This is a genomic window from Pseudomonas sp. FEN, assembly GCF_904067045.1.
Classification (GTDB): Bacteria; Pseudomonadota; Gammaproteobacteria; order Pseudomonadales; family Pseudomonadaceae; genus Aquipseudomonas.
Genome location: NZ_CAJFDC010000036.1, coordinates 305,901 through 329,783 on the forward strand (window position 1 = coordinate 305,901; position 23,883 = coordinate 329,783).

The 23,883-nt window shown below is 63.6% G+C and carries 20 protein-coding genes and 1 pseudogene; 18 read left to right on the forward strand and 3 right to left on the reverse strand.

The window, feature by feature from the left end; all coding sequences use genetic code 11:
- The first annotated feature begins 90 nt into the window (after nucleotides 1-90).
- Together PFEN_RS25025 and PFEN_RS25030 are read left to right on the forward strand one after the other, a co-directional pair.
- The gene (locus PFEN_RS25025; protein WP_191490250.1) at nucleotides 91-882 is read left to right on the forward strand and encodes an aspartyl/asparaginyl beta-hydroxylase domain-containing protein; all 792 of its coding nucleotides are present in this window, start codon (nucleotides 91-93) and stop codon (nucleotides 880-882) included.
- Nucleotides 870-1,859 (forward strand): sulfotransferase family protein, encoded by a 990-nt coding sequence (locus tag PFEN_RS25030; protein WP_224771069.1) that lies wholly within the window; start codon nucleotides 870-872, stop codon nucleotides 1,857-1,859. Before PFEN_RS25025 ends, PFEN_RS25030 begins: the two co-directional genes overlap by 13 nt.
- Before the next feature lie 205 nt (nucleotides 1,860-2,064).
- On the opposite strand, the gene PFEN_RS25035 is transcribed toward PFEN_RS25030, so the two are convergent.
- On the reverse strand, nucleotides 2,065-2,832 hold the full coding sequence (locus PFEN_RS25035) for a slipin family protein (RefSeq protein ID WP_191489303.1): 768 nt from the start codon (nucleotides 2,830-2,832) through the stop codon (nucleotides 2,065-2,067).
- A 2-nt stretch (nucleotides 2,833-2,834) separates the two neighbouring features.
- Nucleotides 2,835-3,416, reverse strand: coding sequence for an NfeD family protein (locus PFEN_RS25040; RefSeq protein WP_224771070.1), 582 nt, complete (start codon nucleotides 3,414-3,416; stop codon nucleotides 2,835-2,837).
- Nucleotides 3,417-3,680: 264 nt separating this feature from the next.
- Here PFEN_RS25040 and PFEN_RS25045 point away from each other — a divergent pair, with 264 nt between their 5' ends.
- The 10 genes and pseudogenes from PFEN_RS25045 to PFEN_RS25090 all read left to right on the forward strand — a co-directional run bounded on the left by PFEN_RS25045 (nucleotide 3,681) and on the right by PFEN_RS25090 (nucleotide 12,783).
- Complete coding sequence (locus PFEN_RS25045; RefSeq protein WP_191489304.1) at nucleotides 3,681-4,142, forward strand: aminoacyl-tRNA deacylase; 462 nt, start codon at nucleotides 3,681-3,683, stop codon at nucleotides 4,140-4,142.
- Between the two features lie 120 nt (nucleotides 4,143-4,262).
- Nucleotides 4,263-4,508: a DUF2789 domain-containing protein gene (locus PFEN_RS25050; protein WP_191489305.1), complete on the forward strand. Its 246-nt coding sequence runs from the start codon at nucleotides 4,263-4,265 to the stop codon at nucleotides 4,506-4,508.
- A gap of 195 nt (nucleotides 4,509-4,703) precedes the next feature.
- Nucleotides 4,704-4,914 (forward strand): annotated as a pseudogene (locus tag PFEN_RS30885) (cell filamentation protein Fic); the annotation flags it as partial.
- 261 nt (nucleotides 4,915-5,175) lie between these two features.
- Nucleotides 5,176-5,634 (forward strand): MarR family winged helix-turn-helix transcriptional regulator, encoded by a 459-nt coding sequence (locus PFEN_RS25060; RefSeq protein WP_191489307.1) that lies wholly within the window; start codon nucleotides 5,176-5,178, stop codon nucleotides 5,632-5,634.
- Nucleotides 5,631-7,715 carry an FUSC family protein gene (locus PFEN_RS25065; RefSeq protein ID WP_191489308.1) on the forward strand — a complete coding sequence of 695 codons (2,085 nt, stop codon included), beginning with the start codon at nucleotides 5,631-5,633 and terminating at the stop codon, nucleotides 7,713-7,715. Before PFEN_RS25060 ends, PFEN_RS25065 begins: the two co-directional genes overlap by 4 nt.
- Entirely contained in the window at nucleotides 7,712-7,921 is a 210-nt protein-coding gene (locus PFEN_RS25070) for a DUF1656 domain-containing protein (protein WP_191489309.1), read from the forward strand. The genes PFEN_RS25065 and PFEN_RS25070 overlap by 4 nt, the downstream gene beginning before the upstream one ends.
- Entirely contained in the window at nucleotides 7,918-8,817 is a 900-nt protein-coding gene (locus tag PFEN_RS25075; protein ID WP_191489310.1) for an HlyD family secretion protein, read from the forward strand. The genes PFEN_RS25070 and PFEN_RS25075 overlap by 4 nt, the downstream gene beginning before the upstream one ends.
- Nucleotides 8,814-10,262: an efflux transporter outer membrane subunit gene (locus tag PFEN_RS25080; RefSeq protein ID WP_191489311.1), complete on the forward strand. Its 1,449-nt coding sequence runs from the start codon at nucleotides 8,814-8,816 to the stop codon at nucleotides 10,260-10,262. The genes PFEN_RS25075 and PFEN_RS25080 overlap by 4 nt, the downstream gene beginning before the upstream one ends.
- A 102-nt stretch (nucleotides 10,263-10,364) precedes the next feature.
- Nucleotides 10,365-11,000, forward strand: coding sequence for an NADH:ubiquinone oxidoreductase subunit N (locus tag PFEN_RS25085; RefSeq protein WP_191489312.1), 636 nt, complete (start codon nucleotides 10,365-10,367; stop codon nucleotides 10,998-11,000).
- Between the two features lie 268 nt (nucleotides 11,001-11,268).
- Nucleotides 11,269-12,783: a YdgA family protein gene (locus PFEN_RS25090; RefSeq protein WP_191489313.1), complete on the forward strand. Its 1,515-nt coding sequence runs from the start codon at nucleotides 11,269-11,271 to the stop codon at nucleotides 12,781-12,783.
- Nucleotides 12,784-12,792: 9 nt separating this feature from the next.
- Here PFEN_RS25090 and PFEN_RS25095 read toward each other — a convergent pair whose 3' ends face one another.
- Nucleotides 12,793-13,506, reverse strand: coding sequence for a response regulator transcription factor (locus tag PFEN_RS25095; RefSeq protein ID WP_191489314.1), 714 nt, complete (start codon nucleotides 13,504-13,506; stop codon nucleotides 12,793-12,795).
- A 474-nt stretch (nucleotides 13,507-13,980) separates the two neighbouring features.
- On the opposite strand from PFEN_RS25095, the gene PFEN_RS25100 reads away from it, so the two are divergent.
- The 6 genes from PFEN_RS25100 (at nucleotide 13,981) to pgaD (ending at nucleotide 23,787) form a co-directional block, all read left to right on the forward strand.
- Entirely contained in the window at nucleotides 13,981-14,910 is a 930-nt protein-coding gene (locus PFEN_RS25100) for a FecR domain-containing protein (protein WP_191490252.1), read from the forward strand.
- 18 nt (nucleotides 14,911-14,928) lie between these two features.
- Nucleotides 14,929-17,235 (forward strand): CHASE2 domain-containing protein, encoded by a 2,307-nt coding sequence (locus tag PFEN_RS25105; RefSeq protein ID WP_191489315.1) that lies wholly within the window; start codon nucleotides 14,929-14,931, stop codon nucleotides 17,233-17,235.
- 187 nt (nucleotides 17,236-17,422) lie between these two features.
- A complete protein-coding gene (gene pgaA / locus PFEN_RS25110; RefSeq protein ID WP_191489316.1) occupies nucleotides 17,423-19,903 on the forward strand; it encodes a poly-beta-1,6 N-acetyl-D-glucosamine export porin PgaA in 2,481 nt (826 codons plus the stop codon).
- Between the two features lie 12 nt (nucleotides 19,904-19,915).
- A complete protein-coding gene (pgaB, locus tag PFEN_RS25115; RefSeq protein WP_191490253.1) occupies nucleotides 19,916-21,913 on the forward strand; it encodes a poly-beta-1,6-N-acetyl-D-glucosamine N-deacetylase PgaB in 1,998 nt (665 codons plus the stop codon).
- 3 nt (nucleotides 21,914-21,916) lie between these two features.
- Nucleotides 21,917-23,272, forward strand: coding sequence for a poly-beta-1,6-N-acetyl-D-glucosamine synthase (gene pgaC, locus PFEN_RS25120; protein WP_191489317.1), 1,356 nt, complete (start codon nucleotides 21,917-21,919; stop codon nucleotides 23,270-23,272).
- The gene (gene pgaD / locus PFEN_RS25125) at nucleotides 23,269-23,787 is read left to right on the forward strand and encodes a poly-beta-1,6-N-acetyl-D-glucosamine biosynthesis protein PgaD (RefSeq protein WP_191489318.1); all 519 of its coding nucleotides are present in this window, start codon (nucleotides 23,269-23,271) and stop codon (nucleotides 23,785-23,787) included. The genes pgaC and pgaD overlap by 4 nt, the downstream gene beginning before the upstream one ends.
- Nucleotides 23,788-23,883: the final 96 nt, after the last annotated feature.

A 23,883-nucleotide genomic window follows, 5' to 3' on the forward strand; every position in this document is an offset into this window, starting at 1 on the left:
CGACTTGCCTGTGCGGTCAACCCGCCGTAGCCAGCGCGTGGCCTGTATCGAGCGGGTGCTCGATGGGGTGCGCGTGGACGGAGCCGGCCGCTGAACCGGCCGGCGTTTTCCCGCCTGCCTGTCGCGGTGGATTTGCCACTGTTGCGGCAGGCCCTGGCGCAGTTGCGCGATAGCGCCTGGGTGGCGCATTTCAATCGCGATTACTTCGCGGGCGAGTGGAGCGGGGTGGCGCTGATCTCCGCCAGCGATGCCCTGGGCGAGCTGGCGCCGGGCAGGGGTGAGGCCGTTGCGCGCAAATCCTGGCTGGAAGACCCGCGCTGGTCCTATGGCTTGCAGGGCCTGCCCCTGGAAATCCGTTCGGCGCGCCTGTTGCGGCTGGGGCCGGGTGGACGGATTCATGAACACCGCGATTACGACCTCGCGCCTCCGGACGCCGACCGGCGTCTGCATATTCCTCTGCTCAGCCCGCCCGATGTGGAGTTCATCCTCGACGGGCAATGCATCCCCATGAAGGCCGGCGAGTGCTGGTATCTCGATCTGGCGCGACCGCACAGTGTCGATAACTGGGGCGATGACGAGCGGGTCCATCTGGTGCTCGATTGTCGTCCGAGTACCTGGTTGGAGCAGCAGATCGTCGCGGGCCTGCCGAGTACCCCGACGCCCGGCATCGGCCGGGCGGCCATGGCGCTCGAACAGTTTCGCCAATGGCTGGAGCGTGACCCGCAACTGTGCCGGGAGCTGCAGGCGCTAACTGACAGCGAAGCTTTTATTGCCCGAACCCTGGAGCGGGCCGCCACCCATGACCTGCACTTCACCCGTGAGGACTTGCGCGCGGCCATGGCCCGGGGCCGTCGTCATTGGAATCAGCCATGGACGGCCTGAAGGACTGGTTGCCGATCCGCGTCTGGCGCGAGGGCGCGCATTGGCGTGTCGATTGGTGCTGGTTCGGCGAGCGCCGGCTGGATCTGCCGTTCTTTGGCAACTCGGTGGATGAGGCGCTGCAACTGCCGTTCAACCAGGCTTTTCGGCGTGAGACGCCGTTGGCGGTGCTCAGTGAATGGCAATTGCCGGCAGTGGCGCCGAGCGCCTTTATCTATCACGCCTCGCGGTGCGGTTCGACGCTGATCGGCCAGATGCTGGCGCAGTTGGACAACCACATCGTACTCAGCGAGCCGCCGCCCCTGGACCGCCTGCTCCGGAGCGAGCTCGATCCGCAGACGCGGCGTGCGGCCCTGCGTGGCCTGCTGGCGGCCTACGGCCAGCGCCGGGGCGGTACCGAACAGGCCCTGGTGATCAAACTGGATGCCTGGAATATCGGCGAGCTGCCGTTGCTGCGTGAATGCTTTCCCGAAACGCCCTGGCTGTTCCTGTACCGCGATCCGCTGGAAATCGCCGTGTCCCATGTGCGTCGGGCCGGCTTGCATATGGCGCCGGGGATGATCGGCAACAGTTCGCTGGATACACCTGGGCAGGATGACTCGCGGGAAGACTATATTGCCGCGCGCCTCGGGCGGATTCTTCAGCAGGGATGGGAACACTGCATGGCTTTTGGTGGTTTAGCGGTCAACTACAACGAACTACCGGGGGCGTTGGCGGGACACCTGGGTGAGTTCTTCGGGCTCGACGACCGGCAGCGCGACCAGGTGTTTGCTGTCGCCCGGCAGCACGCCAAGCAGCCGGACCAAGTGTTTGTGCCGGATAGCCAGGGCAAGCACCAGGAGGCGTCGGAACGGCTCAAGGAGCGGGTGGCGTTCTGGGCCGAGGGGCCTTATCAGGCACTGGAAGTTTTGCGCGCGGAACACAATCCACCAGGCGCGGCCGGCCGACGCCCGCTGGCGCGCAACGGCCGTCAACGTTGACGCGGAGTCTCAAGCCGGGCCGAAATTTGTGGTGAGCGGGCTTGCCCGCGCTGGGGTGCGAAGCACCCCTAAAACCTGTGACTGCGTTCTGCCTGACACAATGAGGTTGCTGATTTTGGGGCCGCTTCGCGCCCCAGCGCGGGCAAGCCCGCTCGCCACAAGACCGCGCCAGCTTCTGAATTTCTTGATCGGCAGTCCTCGGGCGTCAGCTCTTGTCTTTCGCTGACAGATCCGCCATGCCCTTCAACAACTCGATCGGCAGCGGAAAGACGATGGTTGAACTCTTGTCCCCGGCAATCGACGACAGCGTCTGCATATAACGCAGCTGCATGGCCCCCGGTTGGCGCCCGAGCATCTCGGCGGCCTGCATCAGTTTCTCGGAAGCCTGCAATTCACCTTCGGCGTGAATCACCTTGGCCCGCCGTTCACGTTCGGCCTCGGCCTGCTTGGCGATGGCGCGGATCATCGACTCGTTGAGGTCGACGTGCTTGATCTCGACGTTGGCGACCTTGATCCCCCAGGCATCGGTCTGGGCGTCCAGCACCTGCTGGACATCGGCGTTGAGCCTTTCCCGTTCGGCCAGCAGTTCATCCAGCTCGTGTTTGCCCAGCACCGCACGCAAGGTCGTTTGGGCCAGCTGGCTGGTGGCGGCGAGAAAATCCTCCACCTGGATAATCGCCTTCTGCGGGTCGAGCACGCGGAAATACAGCACGGCATTGACCTTTACCGAGACGTTGTCGCGGGTAATCACGTCCTGCGGCGGTACATCGTGGACCACGGTGCGCAGGTCGACCCGGACCATTTGCTGCACCAGCGGAATCAAGATGATCAGCCCCGGTCCCTTGACCTGCCAGAAGCGTCCGAGCTGGAACACCACGCCACGCTCGTATTCGCGCAGGATACGGAAGGTCGATGCCGCCAGCATCAGCAGCAATAACACCAGCAGAGCGCCGGAACCCATTTGCAGGACCATGATCAATCTCCTCGCCTTGGCGGGTCGTCAACGGCTTTCACTTCCAGCAGCAGGCCCTTGCGCGCGATCACCCGGACCCGTTGACCAGGATGCAGCGGTGTCGGGCTCAGCACCTGCCAGTTTTCACCTTGCAACTGCACCCAGCCGGCGTAGGCATCACCGGCTTTCAGGGCCGTGATGGGGGTCAGGCTGCCCTCCAGTCCGGCGTCGCCGCTGACCACCTGGCGCTGGCGGACCTTGAGGGCCGCGACGATCAAGCCGACCAGCAAGAGCAGCCCGATCAACATCAGGATGAGTTTCAACGGTTGTGCGGTGTTGTCGTCGAATACCTGTGGGTCGAGCAGGATCAGCAGGCCGGCCACGACCGCGACGACACCGCTGAAACTGATCATGCCTAAGCTTGGCAGATGGGCTTCGACGACGATGAGGGCAATGCCCAGCAGGATCAACGCACACCCGGAGTCGGTGATAGGCAGCACGAGCAGGCTCACGACCGGCTCGGCCCCTTCGGCAAGCTGGGGCCCGACCGGCCAGACGATCAGCCACCCGAACAACAGCCAGGCCCACCAGCAACGAGCGCTCACTTGAATTCTCCGCGAGTGCGTTACCCCCACCTGAAAGTCTAGTCGAGTGGCGGAGCCCCGCCGGATAAACCCATGCTCACAGCTTCCGCCGCCTCGATCCCGACCCGCGCGGCGTTAGACCCGGCTCGACTATCGGGAGGCGGTGATAGCGGGAACGGTTACTGACGTTAAGCCGACGCCCCGTGGCGAACTGCCTAGACTCTTACACAAGGAAGACCGCAAACCCATCGCCCTGGGGCATTCGACAGGGCTCGGAGGTGTATCATGCGCATGGCAAAAACCGTGCAGCGCAGCCTGGAACAGGCGCGTTGCGAATTCGACATCGTCGCTCATCCGCATTCGTCCAGCAGCCTGGAAACCGCCCGCCTGGCGGGGATCCCGGCCGAACGCATGGCCAAATCGGTGGTGCTTGACGACCAACATGGCCACTACCTGATGGCGGTATTACCCGCCAGCCAGCACCTGGACCTGAGCAAGGTCCGTGGCGCCAGCACCTGGCAGATCTCCCGGGAAAGTACCCTGGCCTATCTGTTCCAGGATTGCGAACGGGGTGCCGTGCCGGCGCTGGGCGAGTCCTATGGCTTGAAGATGGTGGTCGACCCACTGCTGACCCGTCAGCAGGACATCTACCTGGAGGCAGGCAACCACAACAATCTGGTGCATATGCAAATGGACCAGTACCTGAAACTGGTGCCCCATGCCGAGGTGTGCGAGGTTTGTCACTGAGGCCCGTACACTGTCCTCTACTCACGCGGTGCCTCCCTGCAGGAGCAGCCGGTCGACGCTCGATTGCTCGCGAAGCCCTCTCACAGGCACCGCCGTTTGTCCTGAATACCGGAGCCCCCCATGGAATCACCCGACCACAGCCTGCCATCCCTGTTCAAGCAACTGGGCCTGCCCGACGACCCTGAAAGCATCGATCGCTTTATCGCCACCCATTCGCCGCTCAAGCCGGAGCTGCATCTGGCGGATGCGTTTTTCTGGAGCAAGAGTCAGGCGGACTTTTTGCGGAGCGAGATTCTCGACGATGCCGACTGGGCGGAAGTGGTGGATCAGCTGGATGTGTTGTTGAGGAAGGGGAGAGGGGTGTAAAAAAATGTGGAAAATGCCCTAAATGTAAAAAAATCTGGGGAAGAGATAAAAAAATCTGGGCTTTAATCGCGTTAGTCAGTTTTTTCTGTGGATACCCAGAATGTAATTGGTCGGTTATGCCTACCTGCGTGATGCGCTGGGGTTAAAGGCTTTTGCCTTGAAGCGCTCAGCGATGATCAAGCCTGTGACGCGTAAACGGAGTTTCTGGATCGCTACGACCGCGTGGTCAAAGCCGTGAACCAGCGCTACGACGTGCGCGGTAGCGATTTGTCCCGGTTGGTGATGATGTGTCTGGACAATGGCGGCAAGGTCTCGAAGCTCCGGCGCAAGCAGTTTCAATAGTGTGCCGGAGGCGGTTTTTGATTTTATTGAAGAGCAGGCGGCGCAGGTTTTACCTGAGCAGTAACAACTGTGCTCTACAGCTTTTGCCGTTCTCGGGTTCGGCGACATGCCTGGTCATGTATTGCCCGGGCTTGGGCGTTTTGCCTCCGTTGCGCCCACTGAATCATCAATCCTGTCCGCACCCGTGAACCAGGCTTTATCTCATCAGGGTCCCTGTAACCCTGAGCCTTTACCCGGTTGAATGAAGTAATTGTTTCAAAACTTGACGAGCACCCGGCCGATGCGAGATATTGATAGTTAGCAAACTAACAATGCGAATCTCCCCGTGTCCAAGCACCTCGAACAGTTGCACAAGAACATCAGTGCCGGTCTGGTGGTTGCCTCGCGCCATTGGCGCCGGGTGTGCCAGACCACGCTGGTCAACTATGGCATCTCCGAAGCCTGCGCCATGCCGTTGCTGATCGTCGGCCGTATGGGGCCGGGTGTACGCCAGGTCACCGTGGCCCAGGAAGCCGGGATGGAGAGTCCGTCACTGGTGCGTCTGCTCGACCAGTTGTGCCACTCCGGCTATGTACTGCGCAGCGAAGACCCGAGTGACCGGCGGGCCAAATGCCTGAGCCTGACCGAGGCCGGCGAGCAGTTGATGCACGAGATTGAAACCCAGTTGGTGCGCCTGCGCAGTGAAGTGCTCGCGGGTATCGAGACGGCGGATCTGGAAGCGGCACTGCGGGTGATCCGCGCCTTCGAAGCGGCCGGGCAGAGCTTGGGAGTGGTGAATCCGTGAAGGGTTTCTGGACCGGCATGCCGCCTGCCCGCGACTGGTTCTACGGTGTACGTACCTTCGCCGCGTCGATGATCGCGCTGTACATCGCCCTGCTGATGGAGTTGCCGCGTCCATACTGGGCCATGGCCACCGTGTACATCGTGTCCAGCCCCTTCGTCGGCCCCACCAGCTCCAAGGCCCTGTACCGTGCGATCGGCACCTTCCTCGGCGCCTCGGCGGCGGTGTTTTTCGTCCCGCTGTTCGTGCAGACACCCTTTCTGTTGGTGGTGGCGATCGCGCTCTGGACCGGTATCCTGCTGTTTCTCTCGCTGCATTTGCGCACCGCCAACAGCTACGCGCTGATGCTCGCCGGCTACACCCTGCCGATGATCGCCCTGCCGGTGGTGGATAACCCCCTTGGCGTGTTCGATGTGGCGGTGTCACGGACCGAGGAAATCTTTCTCGGCATTGTCGTGGCGGCGGTGGTCGGCAGCATGTTCTGGCCCCGGCGTCTGGCCCCGGTATTCATTGATGCCGCCGGCAAGTGGTTCGGCGACGCGTCGACCTACAGCCTGCGCTTTATCTCGCGCAACGTGCAGGCCAACGAAGTCAGCGCCTTGCGTGGCTCGATGGTCGCGACCTTCAACAGCCTGGAATTGATGATCGGCCAGCTGTCCCATGAGGGTGCCCGGCCGCAGACCGTGCGCAACAGCAAGGAATTGCGTGGACGGATGATTCACTTGTTGCCAGTGGTCGATGCCCTGGACGATGCCTTGTACGCCCTGGAGCGGCGCACGCCGGAACTGGTGGCCCGTTTCGCGCCCTTGCTCGAGGCTGCTGGCGAGTGGCTGCAAGGCACCGTGAAGGACGCCTCGGTCGAACACTGGCAAACCTTGCGCAGCCAGCTGGAAAGCCTGCAGCCCGGGGCGGCGGAGCTGGACGACCGGCGCCAGTTGCTGTTCTCCAACGCACTTTACCGCCTCGGCGAATGGATCGACCTGTGGCAGGACTGTCGCAGCCTGCAACACGCCATCCAGTGCGAAAGCCAGGACACCTGGCGCGCCGTTTACCGGCACTGGCGCCTGGGCCGGCTGAGCCCCTTTCTCGACCGTGGGCTGATGTTCTATTCGGTGGCTTCGACCATCGTCGCGATTATCATTGCCTCGACGCTGTGGATCCTGCTGGGCTGGACCGACGGTGCCAGCGCGGTGATCCTGGCAGCGGTGGCGTGCAGTTTCTTCGCGGCGATGGACGACCCGGCACCGCAGATCTATCGGTTCTTTTTCTGGACCGCGCTGTCGGTGATCTTCGCCAGCCTCTACCTGTTCGTGGTGCTGCCCAACCTGCACGATTTCCCGATGCTGGTGTTGGCCTTCGCCGTGCCTTTTATCTGCGTCGGTACCCTTACCGTGCAGCCGCGTTTCTACCTGGGCACCTTGCTGACCATCGTCAACACCGCGTCTTTCATCAGTATCCAGGGCGCCTACGACGCGGACTTCCTGAACTTCGCCAACTCGAACCTGGCCGGCCCCGTGGGGCTGCTGTTCGCCTTTGTCTGGACCCTGGTGGCCCGGCCCTTCGGCGCCGAGTTCGCGGCCAAGCGCCTGACTCGCTTCAGTTGGCATGACATTGTCACGCTGACCGAGCCGGCTACCCTGGCCGAACACCGGCATATGGGCGCGCAGATGCTCGACCGTCTGATGCAGCACCTGCCGCGCCTGGCCATGACCGGCCAGGACTCCGGCGCGGCGCTGCGCGAGTTGCGGGTGGCGCTCAACCTGCTCGACCTGCTGGCCTATACACCGCGCGTGTTGGGGGTGGCCAATGGGCTGCTCAAGCAGGTGGTGGAAGAGGTCGGCGAATATTTCCGCGCCTGTCTCACGGCCCGCGAACGCTTGCCGGCGCCCGCGGCATTGCTGATGAGCATGGACCGCACCCGACGGGCCCTGAGCTCCCAGGGGCTGGACGATGGCGAAACCCGCCTGCACCTGCTGCACGCCTTGAGCGGGCTGCGCCTGGCGTTGCTGCCGGGGGTCGAGTTCGTGACGAGCGCCGAGCAACAGGAAAGCCTTCCCCATGGGATCGATGGAGCACCTTTATGATCGGTGACCTGGATATCAGCGGGGTGTTCCTGCCCACGCTGCTGGTGCTGATGGGCATTACGTATGTGCTGTACCTGGTGGTGCACGGGCTGTTGACGCGCCTCCACTTCTACCGCCTGGTCTGGCACCGGGCCTTGTTCAACGTCGGTCTCTACGCTTTGTTACTGGGCGTTGTGGATTCGTTCAGTCGATACCTGATGACATGAAAAAACCTCTTTTAACCATTGGCCGCGTAGTCCTGACTTTGCTCGTGGTGACCTTCGCCTGCCTGGTGGTCTGGCGCCTGGTGATGTACTACATGTTCGCGCCCTGGACCCGGGATGGGCATATCCGTGCCGATATCGTGCAGATTGCCCCGGATGTGTCCGGCCTGATCCAGCAGATACAGGTGCGCGACAACCAGCCGGTGAGCCGTGGCCAGGTGCTGTTCAGCATCGACCAGGATCGCTTCAAACTGGCGCTGCGCCAGGCCAGGGCGGCCATGGCCGACCGTCAGGAAACCCTGGCCCAGGCCCAGCGCGAGAACAAGCGTAACCGTGGCCTGGGCAACCTGGTGGCCGGCGAGCAACTGGAAGAAAGTCAATCGCGGGTCGCCCGGGCCGAACTGGCCCTGGCCGAGGCCCAGGTGGCGGTGGATGCCGCGCAGTTGAACCTCGACCGCTCGGTAATCCGCAGTCCGGTGGACGGCTATGTCAACGACCGCGCGCCCCGTGAGCGCGAGTTCGTCACCGCCGGGCGCCCGGTGCTGGCGGTGGTTGATAGCAGTTCCTTCCATATCGACGGTTATTTCGAGGAAACCAAGCTCGATGGCATCCATGTCGGCCAGGGCGTGGACATTCGGGTGATTGGCGATAGCGCGCGGTTGCGCGGGCATGTCGAAAGCATCGTCGCCGGTATCGAAGACCGTGATCGCACCAGCGGCTCGAACCTGTTGCCCAACGTCAACCCGGCGTTCAGTTGGGTGCGTCTGGCCCAGCGGATCCCGGTGCGTATTGCCTTCGACGATGTGCCGGCGGACTTTCGCATGATCGCCGGACGCACCGCCACGGTGTCGATCATCGAGGACAAGAAGGCCGCGCCGAAAAAAGAGGCCGCGCAATGAAAACCTTGGCACAAGTCGCGACCCTGGGCCTGGGCCTGATGCTCTCGGCGTGTTCGATGGTCGGGCCGGATTACCACCTGCCCGCGGATTCGGCGATGCAACGCCAGGACCTGCAAGGGCACATTGCCGGCGAAGGCGACAATGTGGTGTCGGCACCGGTGCCGAGCGATTGGTGGCGACTGTACCAGGACCCGCGTCTGGATGAGCTGGTCCGTCAGGCGCTGGCTTCCAACACCGATCTGCGGGTGGCGGCGGCGAGTCTGTCGCGGGCCCGGGCCCAGGTGGAAGAGGCCGAGGCGGCTGGCGGCTTCAGTGCCGGGGTGAAGGCGGGGGCCCAGCGTTTGCAGGAGTCCGGCCAGGCCTTTCTGCTGCCGGAAAAGGTCCCGGTGGCCAACGTCGGCGATATCGCGATTTCCGCGTCCTATCAGTTCGACCTGTGGGGCACCTTGCAGCGTGGCATCGAGGCGGCGAAGGCCAATGCCGATGCGACCCAGGCGGCGGGGGATGTAGCCCGTATCACCCTGGTGGCGGATGTGGTGCGCTCCTACACCCAGATCTGCGCGGCCAACGAAGAGCGCGGGATCGCCGAACAGTCCCTCGAACTGCAAGCCCAGAGCACTGAACTGACCCAGCGGCTGCGCGACGCCGGGCGTGGCGACGAAACCCAGGTCACCCGTTCCCAGACCCAGTTCAAATCCCTGCGCGCCGAGCTGCCGCGCTACCAGGCGGCGCGCCAGGCCGGCTTGTATCGCCTGTCGATGTTGTTGGCCAAACCGCTTGAGCAGTTACCGGCCGGTGTCGCCGATTGCGCCGCGCTGCCGCATATTGTCCAGTTGCTGCCGGTGGGCGACGGTGCCGAGTTGCTCAAGCGCCGTCCGGATATCCGCCAGGCCGAACGTCGGCTGGCGGCGGCAACCGCCAGCATCGGCGTCGCTACCGGCGAGCTGTACCCGAACATCAGCATCGGTGCCACGGTGGGGACGGTCGGTTTCCTCAAGGACCTGGGCGAGCCGTCGACCAATCGCTGGGGTTTCGGTCCGGCGATCAGTTGGACTGTGCCGACCAACGGCGCCCGCGCGCGCATCCGTGAAGCCGAGGCGACCACCCAGGGCGTCCTGGCCCACTTCGACGGCGTGGTGCTCAACGCTATTCGCGAAACCCAGACCAGCCTGGCCCAGTACACCGCGCAGCTCGACCGCCGCGACGCCCTGGCCGATGCCGAGCAGTCGGCCAAACTGGCGGCGGGCCAGACGCACCGCTTCTTCAGCGCCGGTCGCGCGTCGTTCCTCGCCGACCTCCAAGCGACTCGCGCCTACACCGATGTGCGCGCCCAGCTGGCGGCGGCCAATACCCAGGTCGCGATGAGCCAGATCGAGCTGTTCCTGGCCCTCGGCGGCGGTTGGGAAAGCGGACGAACGCCACCTGCCGAGCACGCGAAACCCTGAGTCCGTTGCTATGCTCCTTACTATCGGCTGGTCGCCGCTGGTTGGGAGCGTTGGGAAAATCCTAACCATCGTGGTCAGCGTAGCCCGGTGGGGATTCTAATAATGAAAAACCCTTATGCTCCTGGTTTCTGGTGTGTGGCGGTCGCGTTGGTCCTGCTCTCGGCGACCTACTTCTATGGCGTCATGCTGGCGCACCAGATCGACAAGGCCTTGGTCTTTCTCGACAGTGCTAGTGCATTGATCGCGGTGATGTCCATCGCCGTGGTGGCCTGGTCCAGCTACCAGGCGCAACTGGTGAAGAAACGCCAGCTGTCCCAGAGCAAGACCCTGGTGCTGGTCTGGGACACCAAGGTTGCCCTGCGCCGGGTCGAAACCGTTTTCGACCGCTATTTCTGGGGCAGCTACTGGCAACCGGGCCAGACCTTCCAGGAAGTCATGGGCGAACTCACCGGCACCCCGCTGGAAAAAAGCCTCGAAACGCTGAAAAACCAATGCCTGAAACTCGACCGCGAAGTAGCCCATGACGAGCGCCACTGGCTGAGCAACGCTCGCGAATTGTCCGATGTCGCCACGGCCATGGCCCGCGAACGCCATCAACTGGATGTCTGCGACCCGCGTAATGACTCGCCGGACGGCGTGGTGATCAACCGCGACTTCGAAGTGCTGGTGTACACCTGGACCGCGCGGTTGAAGACCTTCGACCATCAACTGGATGAGATGGCCGTCCAGTATTCCTGAGTAAACCCTGCTCCCCCGTGGTAACCGATCCGTCATAACGCGCGCGCGGAAGGGCGCCATCGAGCGCGCCGTTTTCGCGCTGTTCTATCAGTCATTTCCATTTTGTCACTAGGACTGAGATGGTGGCCAGTTGCCCTGCGGGCAAAGCCTTGGGGCCTGCTCCGGCAAATGCTACCCTGCGTCCTTTCGAGCATTGTCGAGCCGGCTCCGGTCAGGGGTCAGGAAGACCAGCATTTCTCCATACAACGGACATCGATCGGGTCAATTCATGAATAAATCAGCAGGCTTGCTTTTAGGTTTTGTCGTGGTGGTCGGCGCGGTGAGCAGCGTTGGCGCTTGGTACACCGGCAATCAGTTGGAAGGGGTACTGAACAACTCGATCCAGGAAGCCAACCAACAGTTGAAAACCGCCCTGGCCAGTGCCGGTGGCAGCGCCAATATCGAGCTGGTGTCGCTTGATCGTCACCTGTTCACCAGCACCGCGCACTATCGGCTCAAGCTGCAGAACCTGCAGGTCGGCGAAGAGAAGAAGGACATCGAGCTGCTGCTCGTCGACCATATCGAGCATGGGCCGTTGCCGTGGTCGCGTCTCAAGGCGCTGAAGCTGCTGCCGGTGATGCTCAGTAGCAACTACGAGTTGGAAAAGAATGAGGTCACCGCCCCGTGGTTCGACGCCGCCAAGGGCGTCGCGCCGCTCAAGGGCCAGGTCGCCCTGGGCTACAACCGTTCGGTGGACGGCAATGTCGAACTGGTGCCGCTGGACTTCGCGCCGGACGCCACCACTACGGTGAAATTCTCCGGGTTGCGCCTGGACTTGAGCGCCAGCGACCTGTCGGCCAAGATCAAAGCCAACGGTTACATGGATAACCTCAAGGTCTCGGCGGTGTCCGCCGAGCAAGGGCCGGTGCAGGTCGAACTGAGCGGCCTGACCTTGGCCAGCGACCTGGTCAAGAGCGATTTCGGTTTCTATCTGGGGCAGAACCTCCTGGAGTTGAGCGAGACCAAGGTCACCTTCGGGACCACGCCCGCAGTGGTCACGGTCAAGGGTTTCGAGCAGAAAGACTCGCTGGAGGCGACGGGCAATGCGCTCTCCGGACGGTTGGCCTATAACGTCGCATCCATTGACTACAACGACAAGCCGGTGGGCAGTGCCCAGATGAGCTGGACGGCGAAAAATCTGGATATCCCGGCGATGCAATCGCTGATCAAGTTGTACCAGGTCCAGTTGGAGGCGCTGCAAAAGGCCCAGGCGGCGGGGGCTGAAGACCCTGAGGCGGCGGTACCGGAACTGACCCCGGCCCAGCAGACCCAGGTCGAAGCCAACATCAAGCAATTGTTGGCCGGCAAACCGCAGATCGCCCTGGAAAATTTCTCGTTCAAGACCGCCAATGGCGAGAGCCGCGCCAGCCTGCTGGTGGACCTGACCAACCCGTCGTCCACCGAACTGCCGCCGGTGGAGCTGGGCAAGCAACTGATCTCGCAGCTGGATGCCAAGGTCTTGCTGTCCAAGCCGATGATCTCCGACCTGGCTGGCCTGCAGGCGCAGATCCAGGGCCAGACCGACCCCAAGGCCATCGCCCAACAAGCCTCGATGGCCAGTGAAATGGCCGGCACCATGGCGTTGTCCACCGAGATGGCGACCGTGCAGGGCAACGATATCCTCTCCACGCTGCACTACGCGGGTGGCCAGGTAGACTTCAACGGGCAGAAGATGCCGGTGGAAGACTTCATCACCCTGGTGCTGACCAAGTTCGGTGGCATGAGCGGCGGTGAACAGCCTTGAGCCCGGCGTTCAAGCCGAAGTGACGCTTTCCAGTCGATACCCATAGCCGTAGATCGTCAGCAACTGCCAGCCGTGTTCGGCGGTCAAGCCCAGCTTGTTGCGCAGGCGATAGATGTGGGTGTCGAGGGGACGCGACGACAGCACTTCTTCATGGGGCCAGAAGCGCTTGTAGAGATACTCGCGCGACAGCGGTCGCCCCAGGTTGGCGAACAGGCAACGCGCCAGGCGATATTCACGCTCGGTCAGGCTGACCGGGCGGCCTGCGCGGGTCACGGTCAGTTCGGCATCGTCGAAACCCAGGTCATTGAAGGTCGCGATTTCGCCGGTCGCGCCGCGTGGTCCGGCATGCCGGCGCAGCACCGCATTGACCCGCGCCTTGAGTTCGTTGGCGCGGAACGGTTTGCTCACGTAATCGTCGGCGCCACTGCCCAGGGCCAGGACGATATCGCTCTCGGCATCGCGGCTGGTGAGCATGATCGCCGGCGGCGGCGCCTCCAGGTGCTCACGGGTCCAGCAGAGCAGCGCCAGGCCGCTGAGATCCGGCACTTGCCAGTCGAGAATCAGCAGATCGAAGGTTTCCCGGCGCAACTGGCGCAACAGGTCCTCGCCGCGCTCGAAACCTTGCAGAGTCCAGGGCGCCTCCCCGATACCGGCCATCTGGCCCAGGGTCTGTTCGACCCGCCGCAGTTCGGCGGGCTCGTCGTCGAGTATGGCGACACGCATGTCTGGATCTGTCTCCTGTAGCGACGGGGCTGTCTTTTAAAACCTGACTCTACAGGCTATCTCCTGAATGGAGGGCTGCAAGTCGGTCGTCAAATCTGAACAATTCTGGCAGATTCGCCGAGCACCCCGGTTTTGCCCATAGAGTAGGTCCAGCACTAAAGGGGCACTTGGAGCAAGTCCGACCCACGGACGGGTGGCGGTTCGGATCCACACGGACCGTCGCCAAGGGAAGGTCAGGATGGCCTCCCTTGGTCATTTTTCCCTCATACCCTGCTGTGTATTCATACGAAGCAACACAGTGTGGTCCGGGGGGCGGGGGGCCTGTGGCATGATTGACCAGGATGGTAGTGTGCCGTCGTTTGTTTCCTCGATCCTGCTCCCTTGAGCGCCTGAGCGGCCAAGCCCATGAGCGAACGCTTTCTTTCGCAGCCTCGTTTTCCTGTTCTTCCATCCCGGCTCGGCCCGCACCTGCTGATGGGGGCCATCTTCTGTCTGATGGGGCCGGCTGTCCTGGCGGCAACCTCCACGCTCCGCGCGCCTTATCTCGACCGCGAGCAGCAATGTCGTGCGCAACCTTTTCCGGCGGTGGTGCTGCACCTGGCGGGCGAGGCCTGGAAGCTCGATGCCACGGGCAAGCAGATAGCCCTGGAAGAAGGGATGAGCCTGGATGAACACGAAGGGCTGAGAACCGCGGCCGATGCCTTTGTCAGCCTGAGGCTGGGCGACGGTTCGAGGATCGTGTTGCCGTCCCGCTCGCAGGTCCGCCTGCAACTGGACGAGACGCAGTCGGTCCCCCAGGTGTTGCTCGAACAGGGTCAGGTCGAGTCCTACGTCATCAAGCGTTTCAGCGATCATGATCGCTTCCAGATTCGGACCTCGGTCGGGGTTCTCGGGGTTCGTGGCACGCACTTTCGCACGCGCAGCGAAGAGGGCCAGGCGCTGGTCGAAGTGCTTGATGGTCAGGTAGCGGTAAGTCGTTCCGAAGCACCGCCGGCGCCTGGCGCCAAGTCGCGCGGCAAGCTGTCCGCCGTGGCCGAGCCGCGGGTGCGGGTCAATGCCCGGCAGGGCCTGAAGATCCAGGACCAGGGCGAACTCGAGCCGGTCGACCTGCTGCCGGCGCCACGGCTGCTCGGCCAGGATGGCCAGCGCGGCGACCAGCCGGTCTGGCAACTCTTTCTCCAGCCCCTGGACGGCGCCCGGCGCTATCGGGCGCAGGTCGCCACCGATGCGACGTTCCTCGATATCAAGCAAGAGCGCTTTTCCAGCACGCCGGATATCCATTTCAGCGGTTTGCAGGCGGCGTTCTACCATGTGCGACTGTCAGCGTTCGACGAACAAGGCCTTGAGGGCCAGACCGGGGTCTACGATATTTACTACTGGCCCAGGACAGTGAATGCTCCCTAGTCGGCGAGCGTTCGGCTCATGAGTGTCTGGCGACGGCGCGCCGATCGCGAGTTGACGCAGGCCCAGCGGCTGCTGCGCGGCTTGTTGCGCGAGTGGCTGTTGGTGACGCTGTTGCTCCTGCCCCTGACCGCGGTGCTGGCGTTGAACCAGAGCCTGGCCTTGAACGCCTTTATCTATGATCGCCTGAGTCGGCTGACGGCGCTGTCCGTTGATCCACGGATCCTGATCGTCACCCTCGACGAGCGCAGCCTGCGGGCGCTGGGCCGTTGGCCCTGGCCCCGCAGCGTGCATGCCGAATTGCTCGAGCGTCTCCGGGCGGCCGAGGTGCGTGGCGTGTTGTTCGATGTGATCTTCAGTGAGCCGGATCGTGCCGGTGACGATACCCGCTTGGCTGAAGCGCTGTGCGCCGCCGGCAATGTGGTCCTGCCCTTGCTGCGAGAGGGCGTGCCGCGCTTCGCCATGCCCCTGCGCGAGATTGCCCCCGTCGAGCCGCTGCGCCGCTGTGCCCGGGCGGTCGGGCATATCAATGTCGAGGCGGACAGCGACGCGGTGGTACGCAGTGTCTATCTGCGCGAGGGACCGCTCGACAACCCCCATGAGCAACTGGCCTGGCTGGCCTATCAGTTGGCGCTGCCGGCTTTCGCACGGACGCCGATGCCGGGTGCCGGGCGTGTGTCCCGGATCCACGGCTGGCAACGTGAAAACGCTATCCGGGTGCCCTTCATTTCCGCCACGGACGGGTTTCCCAGCGTGCCCTACGTCAGTGTGCTGCGCGGTGAAGTCCCGCCCGAGCTGCTACGCGATCGCCTGATCCTGATCGGCGCCACCGCGCCGGGCCTGGGCGATCGCTATGCCACGCCGGTTTCCCAGCGTTCCGGCACCAGCGCCGGGGTGGAGATCCAGGCGAACATCCTCAATGGCCTCTTGCAGCGGCGCAGTATTGTCGAGCTGCCAGCCTGGTTGGCCGTGCTGTTGTCGATGGCCAGCGTGGCGCTGTTGCTGGGGTTGCTGCTGTGGCGTGCGCGGCAGGCGCTATGGTTGACCCTGGGGTGTGCGGGCCTGGTGCTGTTTGGCGCCTGGGGCCTGCTGCGACTGGGCCTGTGGTGGTCGCCGGGAGCCGCGCTGATCGGCGTGCTGCTGGCCTGGTTGCTGTGGAACTGGCGACGTCTGAGTGCGTTGCTCGCCTATTTTGGTTGGGAGCTGGCGCGCCTGAATGCCGAACCCGCGATCCTGCCGGAACAGCGCCAGCCGCTCCCACCCCGGGGCGACGTGTTGCAGGGCAACATCGCCGCGTTGGAGCAGGCCCTCAATCGCAGCCGCGATACCCGCCGGTTCATGGCCGACGGCCTGGAGTGCCTGCCCGTTGCCACCCTGATCACCGACACCGCGGGCCAGGTGCTGCTGGCCAATCGTAGCGCCCGCGCGTTGCTGGGATGCTCTCCCGTCGGTGAAAACGGCCTCGACTACCTGGCCCGCCTGGGGCTGGCGGGCCTCGACGCGGCTGTTCGTCCGCCGCTGTCGGCGCTGCTGCCCCAGGAGTTTCGCGATATCCGGCAACGGGCCTTGCGTCTGGACCTGGCGCCCTTGTTGTCGGCGGAGGGCGAGGTCTGCATGGGGTGGTTGCTGAGCCTGGCGGACCTGACGAGCGAGCGCGACGCCGAGCAGCAGCGCACGACCTTGCTGCGCTTTCTGTCCCATGACCTGCGGGCACCGCACTCGGCGATCCTGGCGTTGCTGGACGTGCGCCGGGAGCACGATGGCGAGACGCTGCTGCACGGGCAGATCGAACAACAGGTGCGCCGTGCCCTCGGCCTGACCGAGTCCTTCGTGCACCTGGCCAAGGCCGAGTCGGAGGCTTACCGGTTCCAGCCCGTGCTGTTCGCCATGCTAGTGCTGGATGCCTTCGACCAGGTAGCGCCCTTGGCCCGGCTCAAGGGCGTCGAGCTGCGTCATCAACTCGACGAGGCCGATGAAAGTCTGGTCTGGGCCGATGGCCCGCTGTTGACCCGGGCGTTGTTCAATCTGCTGGAAAACGCCATCAAATACAGCCCTGGCGGCACGCGCATCAGCCTCGACCTGACGGTGCTGGACAACGAGCTGGTCTGTCGCCTCAGCGACCAGGGCCGGGGGATCAGCGCCGCTGAGCTGCCGCTACTCTTCGATCCCTACAGACGCCTGACCTCCGCGCAGAACACCGTGGGTCTGGGCCTGGGCCTGTCGATGGTCAAGACCGTGATCGATCGGCATGGCGGTCGCATTCACTGCGCCAGCGTCGAGGGCCAGGGCACGACGTTCACGATTTACCTGGCACTGTGGCAGGCGTGAGCGGGCGCCACACCCCGATCTCCGGGGGCGATGACGAGCGAATAAATCGTGGACCTGATTTTTTCGTCTAACCTTCGTGAAAGGCAGTGGGGGGAAGTGTGTTCGACCGCTGTCGCTAAGCTCCGTCTTGTGTGTTCGGACCAGGCGGGAGCATTGGACTCCGGCTGTCACTCGGGAAATGGACGATATGCCGCGTAATGCTCGACTCTGTTTTGGGGGCAGATTGCACCCGTTGTTGGGGGTGGCGCTGTGTAGCCAGTTGCTGTGGCCACTCAGTGCCTTGGCCGATGTTTCCTACGATCAACTTATCCGCCAGGCCCGTGACGGCAGCTACACGCCGGCGCTGGCGCACTTGCGCCAACTGCCCGTCGAACAGCAATCCACCGGTCAGATCAGCGATCATTTGCAGATCGCCAGTTGGGCCGGGCTGGATGCCGAAGTGGTCAGCGTCTATGAAACCCAGGGCGTTCATCGAACCTTGCCGACCCCGGCCCTGACCGCCGTTGCCCGCGCCTATCGCAATCTGAAGCACTGGGATGAAGCCGAACGCCTGTATCGCCAGGCCCTGCAGCGCGAACCGCAGAATGCCGACCTGCAACTGGGCCTGGCGGTTACCGAGGCCGATGGTGGCGATCCGCGGGATGCGGTGCGTCGGGCGCGCGAGCAGGTCGTCCGGCAGCCCAATGATCCGGCTCGACGCATGGCCCTGGGTTATGCGTTGACCCGCTCGGGCAATAACAGCGATGCCTTGTTCGAGTACGACCAGGCCTTTGTCCGGTCCGCGGACAAACCCGAGGTCATGCGTGAATACCTGTTCGCCCTGGAGCGTGCGCGCCTGCCGGAACCGGCCTTGCGCCTGGCCCAGCGGCATCCGGGGTTGATCGATGCGCCAGCGACCCGGCGCCTCGAAGGCGAACTGGCCGCCGAACGGGTACGCCTGGCCGAGTTGCCAACCCGTACCGAGGCGGAGCGCTTTGTCGTCGCCGATCGCGCCCTGGCCGATTATGACCGCCTGTTCGCGGCGTGGTCCGCGGACCCGGGGGCCCATGACGATATCGTGCACTGGCGCATCGACCGCCTGGGGGCGCTCAAGGCCCGCTCGCGCAATGCCGAGGTGCTGTCCGAGTACCAGAAGCTGCTCGATGACGGTGTGACGATCCCGCCCTATGCCCTGCGTTGGATTGCCTCGGCCTACCTCGCGGTGCGCGAGCCGGAGAAGGCCGTGGCGCTGTATCGGCAGATCCTCTCGGTGCCAGGCGCGGACCCGACTGACCAGGCGGGTGACACCTCGGCTCTTGTCTATGCCCTGATTGAAAGCGACCAGCCGGAAGAAGCCCGCTTGGTGGCGGATAAACTGGCGAAAACCGTACCGCCACGCTTGCAGCTCAAGGGGGTGCCGGGCGGCGTGCCCAACGATGCCTGGCTGGAAGCCCAGCAATTGGCGGCCCAGATGGGGTTGCACAACGGTGACCTGCCCGCCAGCCAGCAAGGCCTGGAGGCACTGGCCGGCCAGGCGCCGGGCGACGTTGGCTTGCGGGTGGCGCAGGCCGATATGTACCTGTCCCGCGCCTGGCCACGCCGTGCCGAGGCCCTGAACAAGGAGACCGAAAACGAGGCACCACGCGACATGGGGCTGGAAGTTGCCCAGGGCAACACCGCCCTGGCGTTGCAGGAGTGGCGCCAGCTCGATGTGCTCACCGACGACGTCGCCGGACGTTTTCCGGAGAACCCGCAGGTCCAGCGCCTGGAGCGTCTGCGTGAGGTCCATGAGATGGCCGAGCTGCGGGTCGAGGCCTATACCGGCAAGAGCTTCGGCGGCGGCGCCAACGGTGCCGGTGCGGTCACCGGCAGCCGTGACTACGGGATTGAAAGCGTGCTCTACAGCCCGCCGATCAACCAGGACTGGCGATTGTTCGCCGGGGCTGGCTACGCCTTCGGCCGCTTTACCGAAGGCGATGGCCAGCGCCGCTGGCAGCGGCTCGGGGTGGAGAATCGATCCCGTGACATGACCCTCGAGGCCGAGCTCTCCAAGCAGTCCTACGGCTACGGCGACAAGCTTGGCGCGCGCCTGGCGGCGGCCTTCGATATCAACGATCACTGGCAATACGGCGGCAGCCTCGAACGGCTGTCGGCGGCGACGCCATTGCGGGCCTTGAAGAATGATATCAGCGCCAATTCGGCGAGCGCTTTCCTGCGCTGGCGCGCCGATGAGAGTCGCGAATGGAAGCTGGCGATCACGCCTTCGCATTTCAGCGACGGCAACAACCGTACCGAAGCCCTGCTCAGCGGCCGCGAAGGCATCTACAGCAGCGCCCATGTACAAGTGGACCTGGGCCTGGAAGTCAGTACCAGCCACAACAGCAAGAGCGAAGACGTACCGTACTTCAACCCCAAGTCTGACTTCAGCTTGTTGCCGACGGTGAACGTCAACCACGTCCTCTACCGTCGCTATGAAACCCAGTGGAGCCAGCAATTCCAGGTTGGGGCCGGGACCTACAGCCAGCGCGATTATTCGACGGGCGCGGTTGCACTGCTGGGCTACGGCCAGCGGGTGAGCTGGAACGATGTACTGGAGGCCGGGGCGAATCTGAGTTGGATCAGTCGACCCTATGACGGCGACCGCGAACGCGACGTGCGGCTGATCGTCGACCTGACCTACCGCTTCTAGAAGGGGTTGATGATGCCTTTGATCACGCGTTGCATCCTATTGTTGGGAGCCTTGCTGATCGGCGCTTGCGCCCAGAAACCGGCTGAGTTTGTCGCGCCCGCGCAGCGGGCGGTACCAGTCAATGAGGCGCCCTGGCCGAAAAATCACTTTCTCAGCCTGACCTACCATGACATCGAGGACCGCGACCCCGATCAGGCGGTGGTCGCCGTACGTACCGAGCGATTGCTCGAGCAGTTGGCCTGGTTGCGGGAGAACAACTATCGGCCGGTGACCGTGGACCAGATCCTGGCGGCGCGCAACGGCGGGCCGGAATTACCGCCCAGGGCGATCCTGCTGACCTTCGATGACGGCTATGCGAGTTTCTACACCCGTGTGTTGCCGGTGCTCAGGAGCTATCGGTGGCCGGCCTTGCTGGCGCCGGTCGGTGTCTGGATCGATACCCCGGCGGATAAACCGGTGAATTTTGCCGGTGAGTTGCGCCCACGCGCCGAGTTCCTGAACTGGGTGCAGATCAAGGAAGTGGCCGCCTCGGGGCTGGTGGAAATCGTTGCCCACACCGACGCCAGCCACCAGGGGCTGCTCGCCAATCCCCAGGGCAACCTGCAACCGGCGGCGGCGACCCGACGTTACGATGCGGCGAGCGGTCGGTATGAAAGCGAGGCCGATTTCGAGGCGCGCTTGCGTGCGGATGTGATCGCCATCTCGACCAAGATTCGCGCGGCCACCGGTTACTCGCCACGGGTCTGGATCTGGCCTTACGGCACTGCCGATGGCACTGCGCTGAAGGTGATCGAGAGCCAGGGTTACAAGATGGCACTGACCCTGGACGATGGCATCGACAGCCTTGATCAACTGCTGAACAGCCCACGTTTGCTGGTGGCGGCGGACCCGGATGGCGGCCACTACGCCAGCAGTATCGTTGCCGTGCAGAACCGCTTGCCGATGCGCGTGGTGCATGTCGACCTGGACAACGTCTACGACCCGGACCCGGTGCAGCAGGAAGCCAACCTCGGCAAGCTGGTCCAGCGCATGGCGGACATGGGCGCCAATACCGTGTTCCTGCAGGCATTTGCCGACCCTGCGGGCGACGGCCTGGTGCACGCGCTGTACTTCCCCAACCGCCACCTGCCGATGCGGGCCGACCTGTTCGACCGCGCCGCCTGGCAATTGCGCACCCGGGCCCACGTCAAGGTTTTCGCCTGGATGCCGGTGCTCAGTTTTGCCCTGGATGAAAAGCTGCCACGGGTGACGCGCTGGGACCCGGCCACCGGGCAAGCCGCGGTTGACCCGAAACAATACCGGCGCCTGTCGCCGTTCGACCCGGATGTACGGCGGATCATTGGCGAGATCTACGAGGATGTGGCCCGACTGACCTCGGTCGACGGCATCCTCTATCACGATGACGCCGTGTTGTCCGACTTCGAGGACGCCAGCCCACAGGCGCTGCGTACCTACGCGGCCAATGGTCTGCCGGGTACGATCGGCGCACTGCGCGGCGACCCGGCGACGCTGCAACGCTGGACGCGGTTCAAGAGCCGCTACCTGATGGATTTCACCGGCGAACTGACCGCCAAGGTGCGGGCCATTCGCGGACCGCAGGTGCAGACCGCACGCAACCTGTTCGTGGAGCCGGTGATCGATCCGCGCAGTGAAACCTGGTTTGCCCAGAACCTTGATGACTTCCTGTCCGGCTACGACTGGACCGTGCCCATGGCCATGCCATTGATGGAAGGGCAGAGCGAGAAACACTCGGCCGACTGGTTGGAGGCGCTGGTCGACAAGGTCAAGCAACGCCCCGGTGCCCTGGAACGCACGGTGTTCGAGCTACAGGCCCGGGATTGGCGACAGAAACCGGCGACGGATCTTGACGGTGAGCTGCTGGCAGACTGGATGGGACGGCTCAAGCGCCATGGCGCCAGCAGTTTCGGTTATTACCCGGACAACTTCCTGGACAACAGCCCGGCCGTGCAGGCCGTGCGCCCCGCACTTTCCAATAAATGGAATCCTTAGATCATGATGGATCGAATCCTGGCACTGCTCGTCCTGGCGCTCGTTCTGGGAGTTCCCCTGGGCGTGATTTTCCTGGTCACCGGGCAATTCCTGATGGACTTCGTGTTCTTCTACCCGTTGTTCATGTCGGGGTTGTGGATGGCCGGTGGCTTGTACTTCTGGCTGCACTGGGAACGCCACTGGCCCTGGGAAGCCGATACCCTGCCGCCGGCGCTGGCGGGTGAGCCGCTGATCTCGATCCTGGTCCCTTGCTTCAACGAAGAGCACAACGTCGCCGAAACCATCGAGGCCGCGCTGGGCCAGCATTATCCGAACATTGAAGTGATCGCCATCAATGACGGCTCCAAGGACGACACCGGCCAGTTGCTCGATCGCCTGGCGCAGCTGGATCCGCGCTTGCGGGTGATTCATCTGGCGCAGAACCAGGGCAAGGCGGTGGCCCTGCGCATGGGCGCCGTGGCGGCCCGCAGTGAGTATCTGGTGTGCATCGACGGCGACGCCTTGCTTGCGCCGCACACGGCGGCTTATCTGGTGGCGCCGATGCTGGAGAACGCCCGCCTGGGTGCCGTGACCGGCAACCCACGGATCCGTACCCGCTCGACCTTGGTCGGACGGGTCCAGGTCGGCGAATTTTCCTCGATCATCGGGTTGATCAAACGCACGCAACGGGTCTTCGGGCGGATTTTCACCATCTCCGGAGTGATCTGCGCCTTCCGCCGTACAGCGCTGGATCGGGTCGGCTACTGGAGCCCGGACATGATCACCGAAGACATCGATATCAGCTGGAAGCTGCAACTGGATCACTGGAGCATTTTCTACGAGCCACGGGCACTGTGCTGGATCCTCATGCCGGAGACCTTGCGTGGGTTGTGGAAGCAGCGGCTGCGCTGGGCCCAGGGTGGCGCGGAAGTGTTGTTCAAGAACATCCGCGGCATCTGGCAGTGGAACCATCGTTATCTGTGGCCGCTGTTGTTCGAGTACTGCCTGTCGACGGGCTGGGCGTTCACCTTCCTGTTGTCGATCATTTTCTATTGCATGGGCCTGTTCATCGAGATGCCTGCCTCCATTGCCGTACATCGCATTGTGCCGCCGGCCTTTACCGGCCTGCTGCTGGCGATCGTCTGCCTGGCGCAGTTCGCGGTCAGCGTGCTGATCGACCGTCGTTACGAAAGAGACCTCTGGAAAATCATGTTCTGGGTGGTCTGGTACCCGCTGGTGTTCTGGTTCATCAGCTTCTTCACCACCCTGGTCAGCTTTCCCCGGGTGTTGTTTGGCCAGAGCCGCAAGCGGGCCCGCTGGGTCAGTCCGGATCGGGGGATCAAGCCTCACGCTGACGACAAGCAGAGGGTGCGCTCATGAAAATCATCAGAACCCGCCAGCGGCCATTCATGGTGGTAGTCGATGTGGTGCTGACCGTGCTGGCCTGGATAGGCCTGTTGTACCTGTTGATTCAGGGTTTGTGGCCATTGTTCGACGGGCATACCGGGCCACGGATCGATATCTCGTTCTTCGACGCCCTGAATACCTTGCAGGTTTATCTGTGGATCGGTCTGCTGAATGCCGCGCTGTTGATCGCCTGGGCGCGTTATCAGCAACGCAAGAGCCGTAGCTTCGCCAAGCGTCGTCTGCCCGCGCCGGTGGTCGGCGATGAGGGCTTGAGTCGCAGCTTCAAGCTGAGCGAGGACAATTTCGCCCGGATGCGCCAGTCCGCGAGGATGGTGGTGCACAACGATGAGCACGGGGAAATACGTGAAGTGTTTACGCACCTGTATCGCGTCGAGCCGGAGGAGCGGCCGTCGCCGCTGGCGCCGCCAGCCCATCTTCAGACCATCCGGCTGGTGACGGAGAATGACGGCAACCGTCCGCGACTGTAGCGTTGCTCCCTTATGAACCGCTGATGGTCGATGCCGGGCAGGGCCGCCTCGCGCCTAACTATCTACTGCACGAGCAGGATGTACCGTGCTCTACGC

Excerpts from the sequence above, each read along its gene's own strand:
- PFEN_RS25070 (WP_191489309.1), top strand. The coding sequence starts at position 7,712 with ATGATCGGTGACCTGGATATCAGCGGGGTGTTCCTGCCCACGCTGCTG.
- PFEN_RS25090 (WP_191489313.1), top strand. The coding sequence starts at position 11,269 with ATGAATAAATCAGCAGGCTTGCTTTTAGGTTTTGTCGTGGTGGTCGGC.
- PFEN_RS25035 (WP_191489303.1), bottom strand. The coding sequence starts at position 2,832 with ATGGTCCTGCAAATGGGTTCCGGCGCTCTGCTGGTGTTATTGCTGCTG.
- pgaC (WP_191489317.1), top strand. The coding sequence starts at position 21,917 with ATGATGGATCGAATCCTGGCACTGCTCGTCCTGGCGCTCGTTCTGGGA.
- PFEN_RS25105 (WP_191489315.1), top strand. The coding sequence starts at position 14,929 with ATGAGTGTCTGGCGACGGCGCGCCGATCGCGAGTTGACGCAGGCCCAG.
- pgaB (WP_191490253.1), top strand. The coding sequence starts at position 19,916 with ATGCCTTTGATCACGCGTTGCATCCTATTGTTGGGAGCCTTGCTGATC.
- PFEN_RS25085 (WP_191489312.1), top strand. The coding sequence starts at position 10,365 with ATGAAAAACCCTTATGCTCCTGGTTTCTGGTGTGTGGCGGTCGCGTTG.
- PFEN_RS25045 (WP_191489304.1), top strand. The coding sequence starts at position 3,681 with ATGCGCATGGCAAAAACCGTGCAGCGCAGCCTGGAACAGGCGCGTTGC.
- pgaA (WP_191489316.1), top strand. The coding sequence starts at position 17,423 with ATGCCGCGTAATGCTCGACTCTGTTTTGGGGGCAGATTGCACCCGTTG.
- PFEN_RS25100 (WP_191490252.1), top strand. The coding sequence starts at position 13,981 with ATGGGGGCCATCTTCTGTCTGATGGGGCCGGCTGTCCTGGCGGCAACC.
- PFEN_RS25075 (WP_191489310.1), top strand. The coding sequence starts at position 7,918 with ATGAAAAAACCTCTTTTAACCATTGGCCGCGTAGTCCTGACTTTGCTC.
- pgaD (WP_191489318.1), top strand. The coding sequence starts at position 23,269 with ATGAAAATCATCAGAACCCGCCAGCGGCCATTCATGGTGGTAGTCGAT.
- PFEN_RS25080 (WP_191489311.1), top strand. The coding sequence starts at position 8,814 with ATGAAAACCTTGGCACAAGTCGCGACCCTGGGCCTGGGCCTGATGCTC.
- PFEN_RS25050 (WP_191489305.1), top strand. The coding sequence starts at position 4,263 with ATGGAATCACCCGACCACAGCCTGCCATCCCTGTTCAAGCAACTGGGC.
- PFEN_RS25030 (WP_224771069.1), top strand. The coding sequence starts at position 870 with ATGGACGGCCTGAAGGACTGGTTGCCGATCCGCGTCTGGCGCGAGGGC.
- PFEN_RS25095 (WP_191489314.1), bottom strand. The coding sequence starts at position 13,506 with ATGCGTGTCGCCATACTCGACGACGAGCCCGCCGAACTGCGGCGGGTC.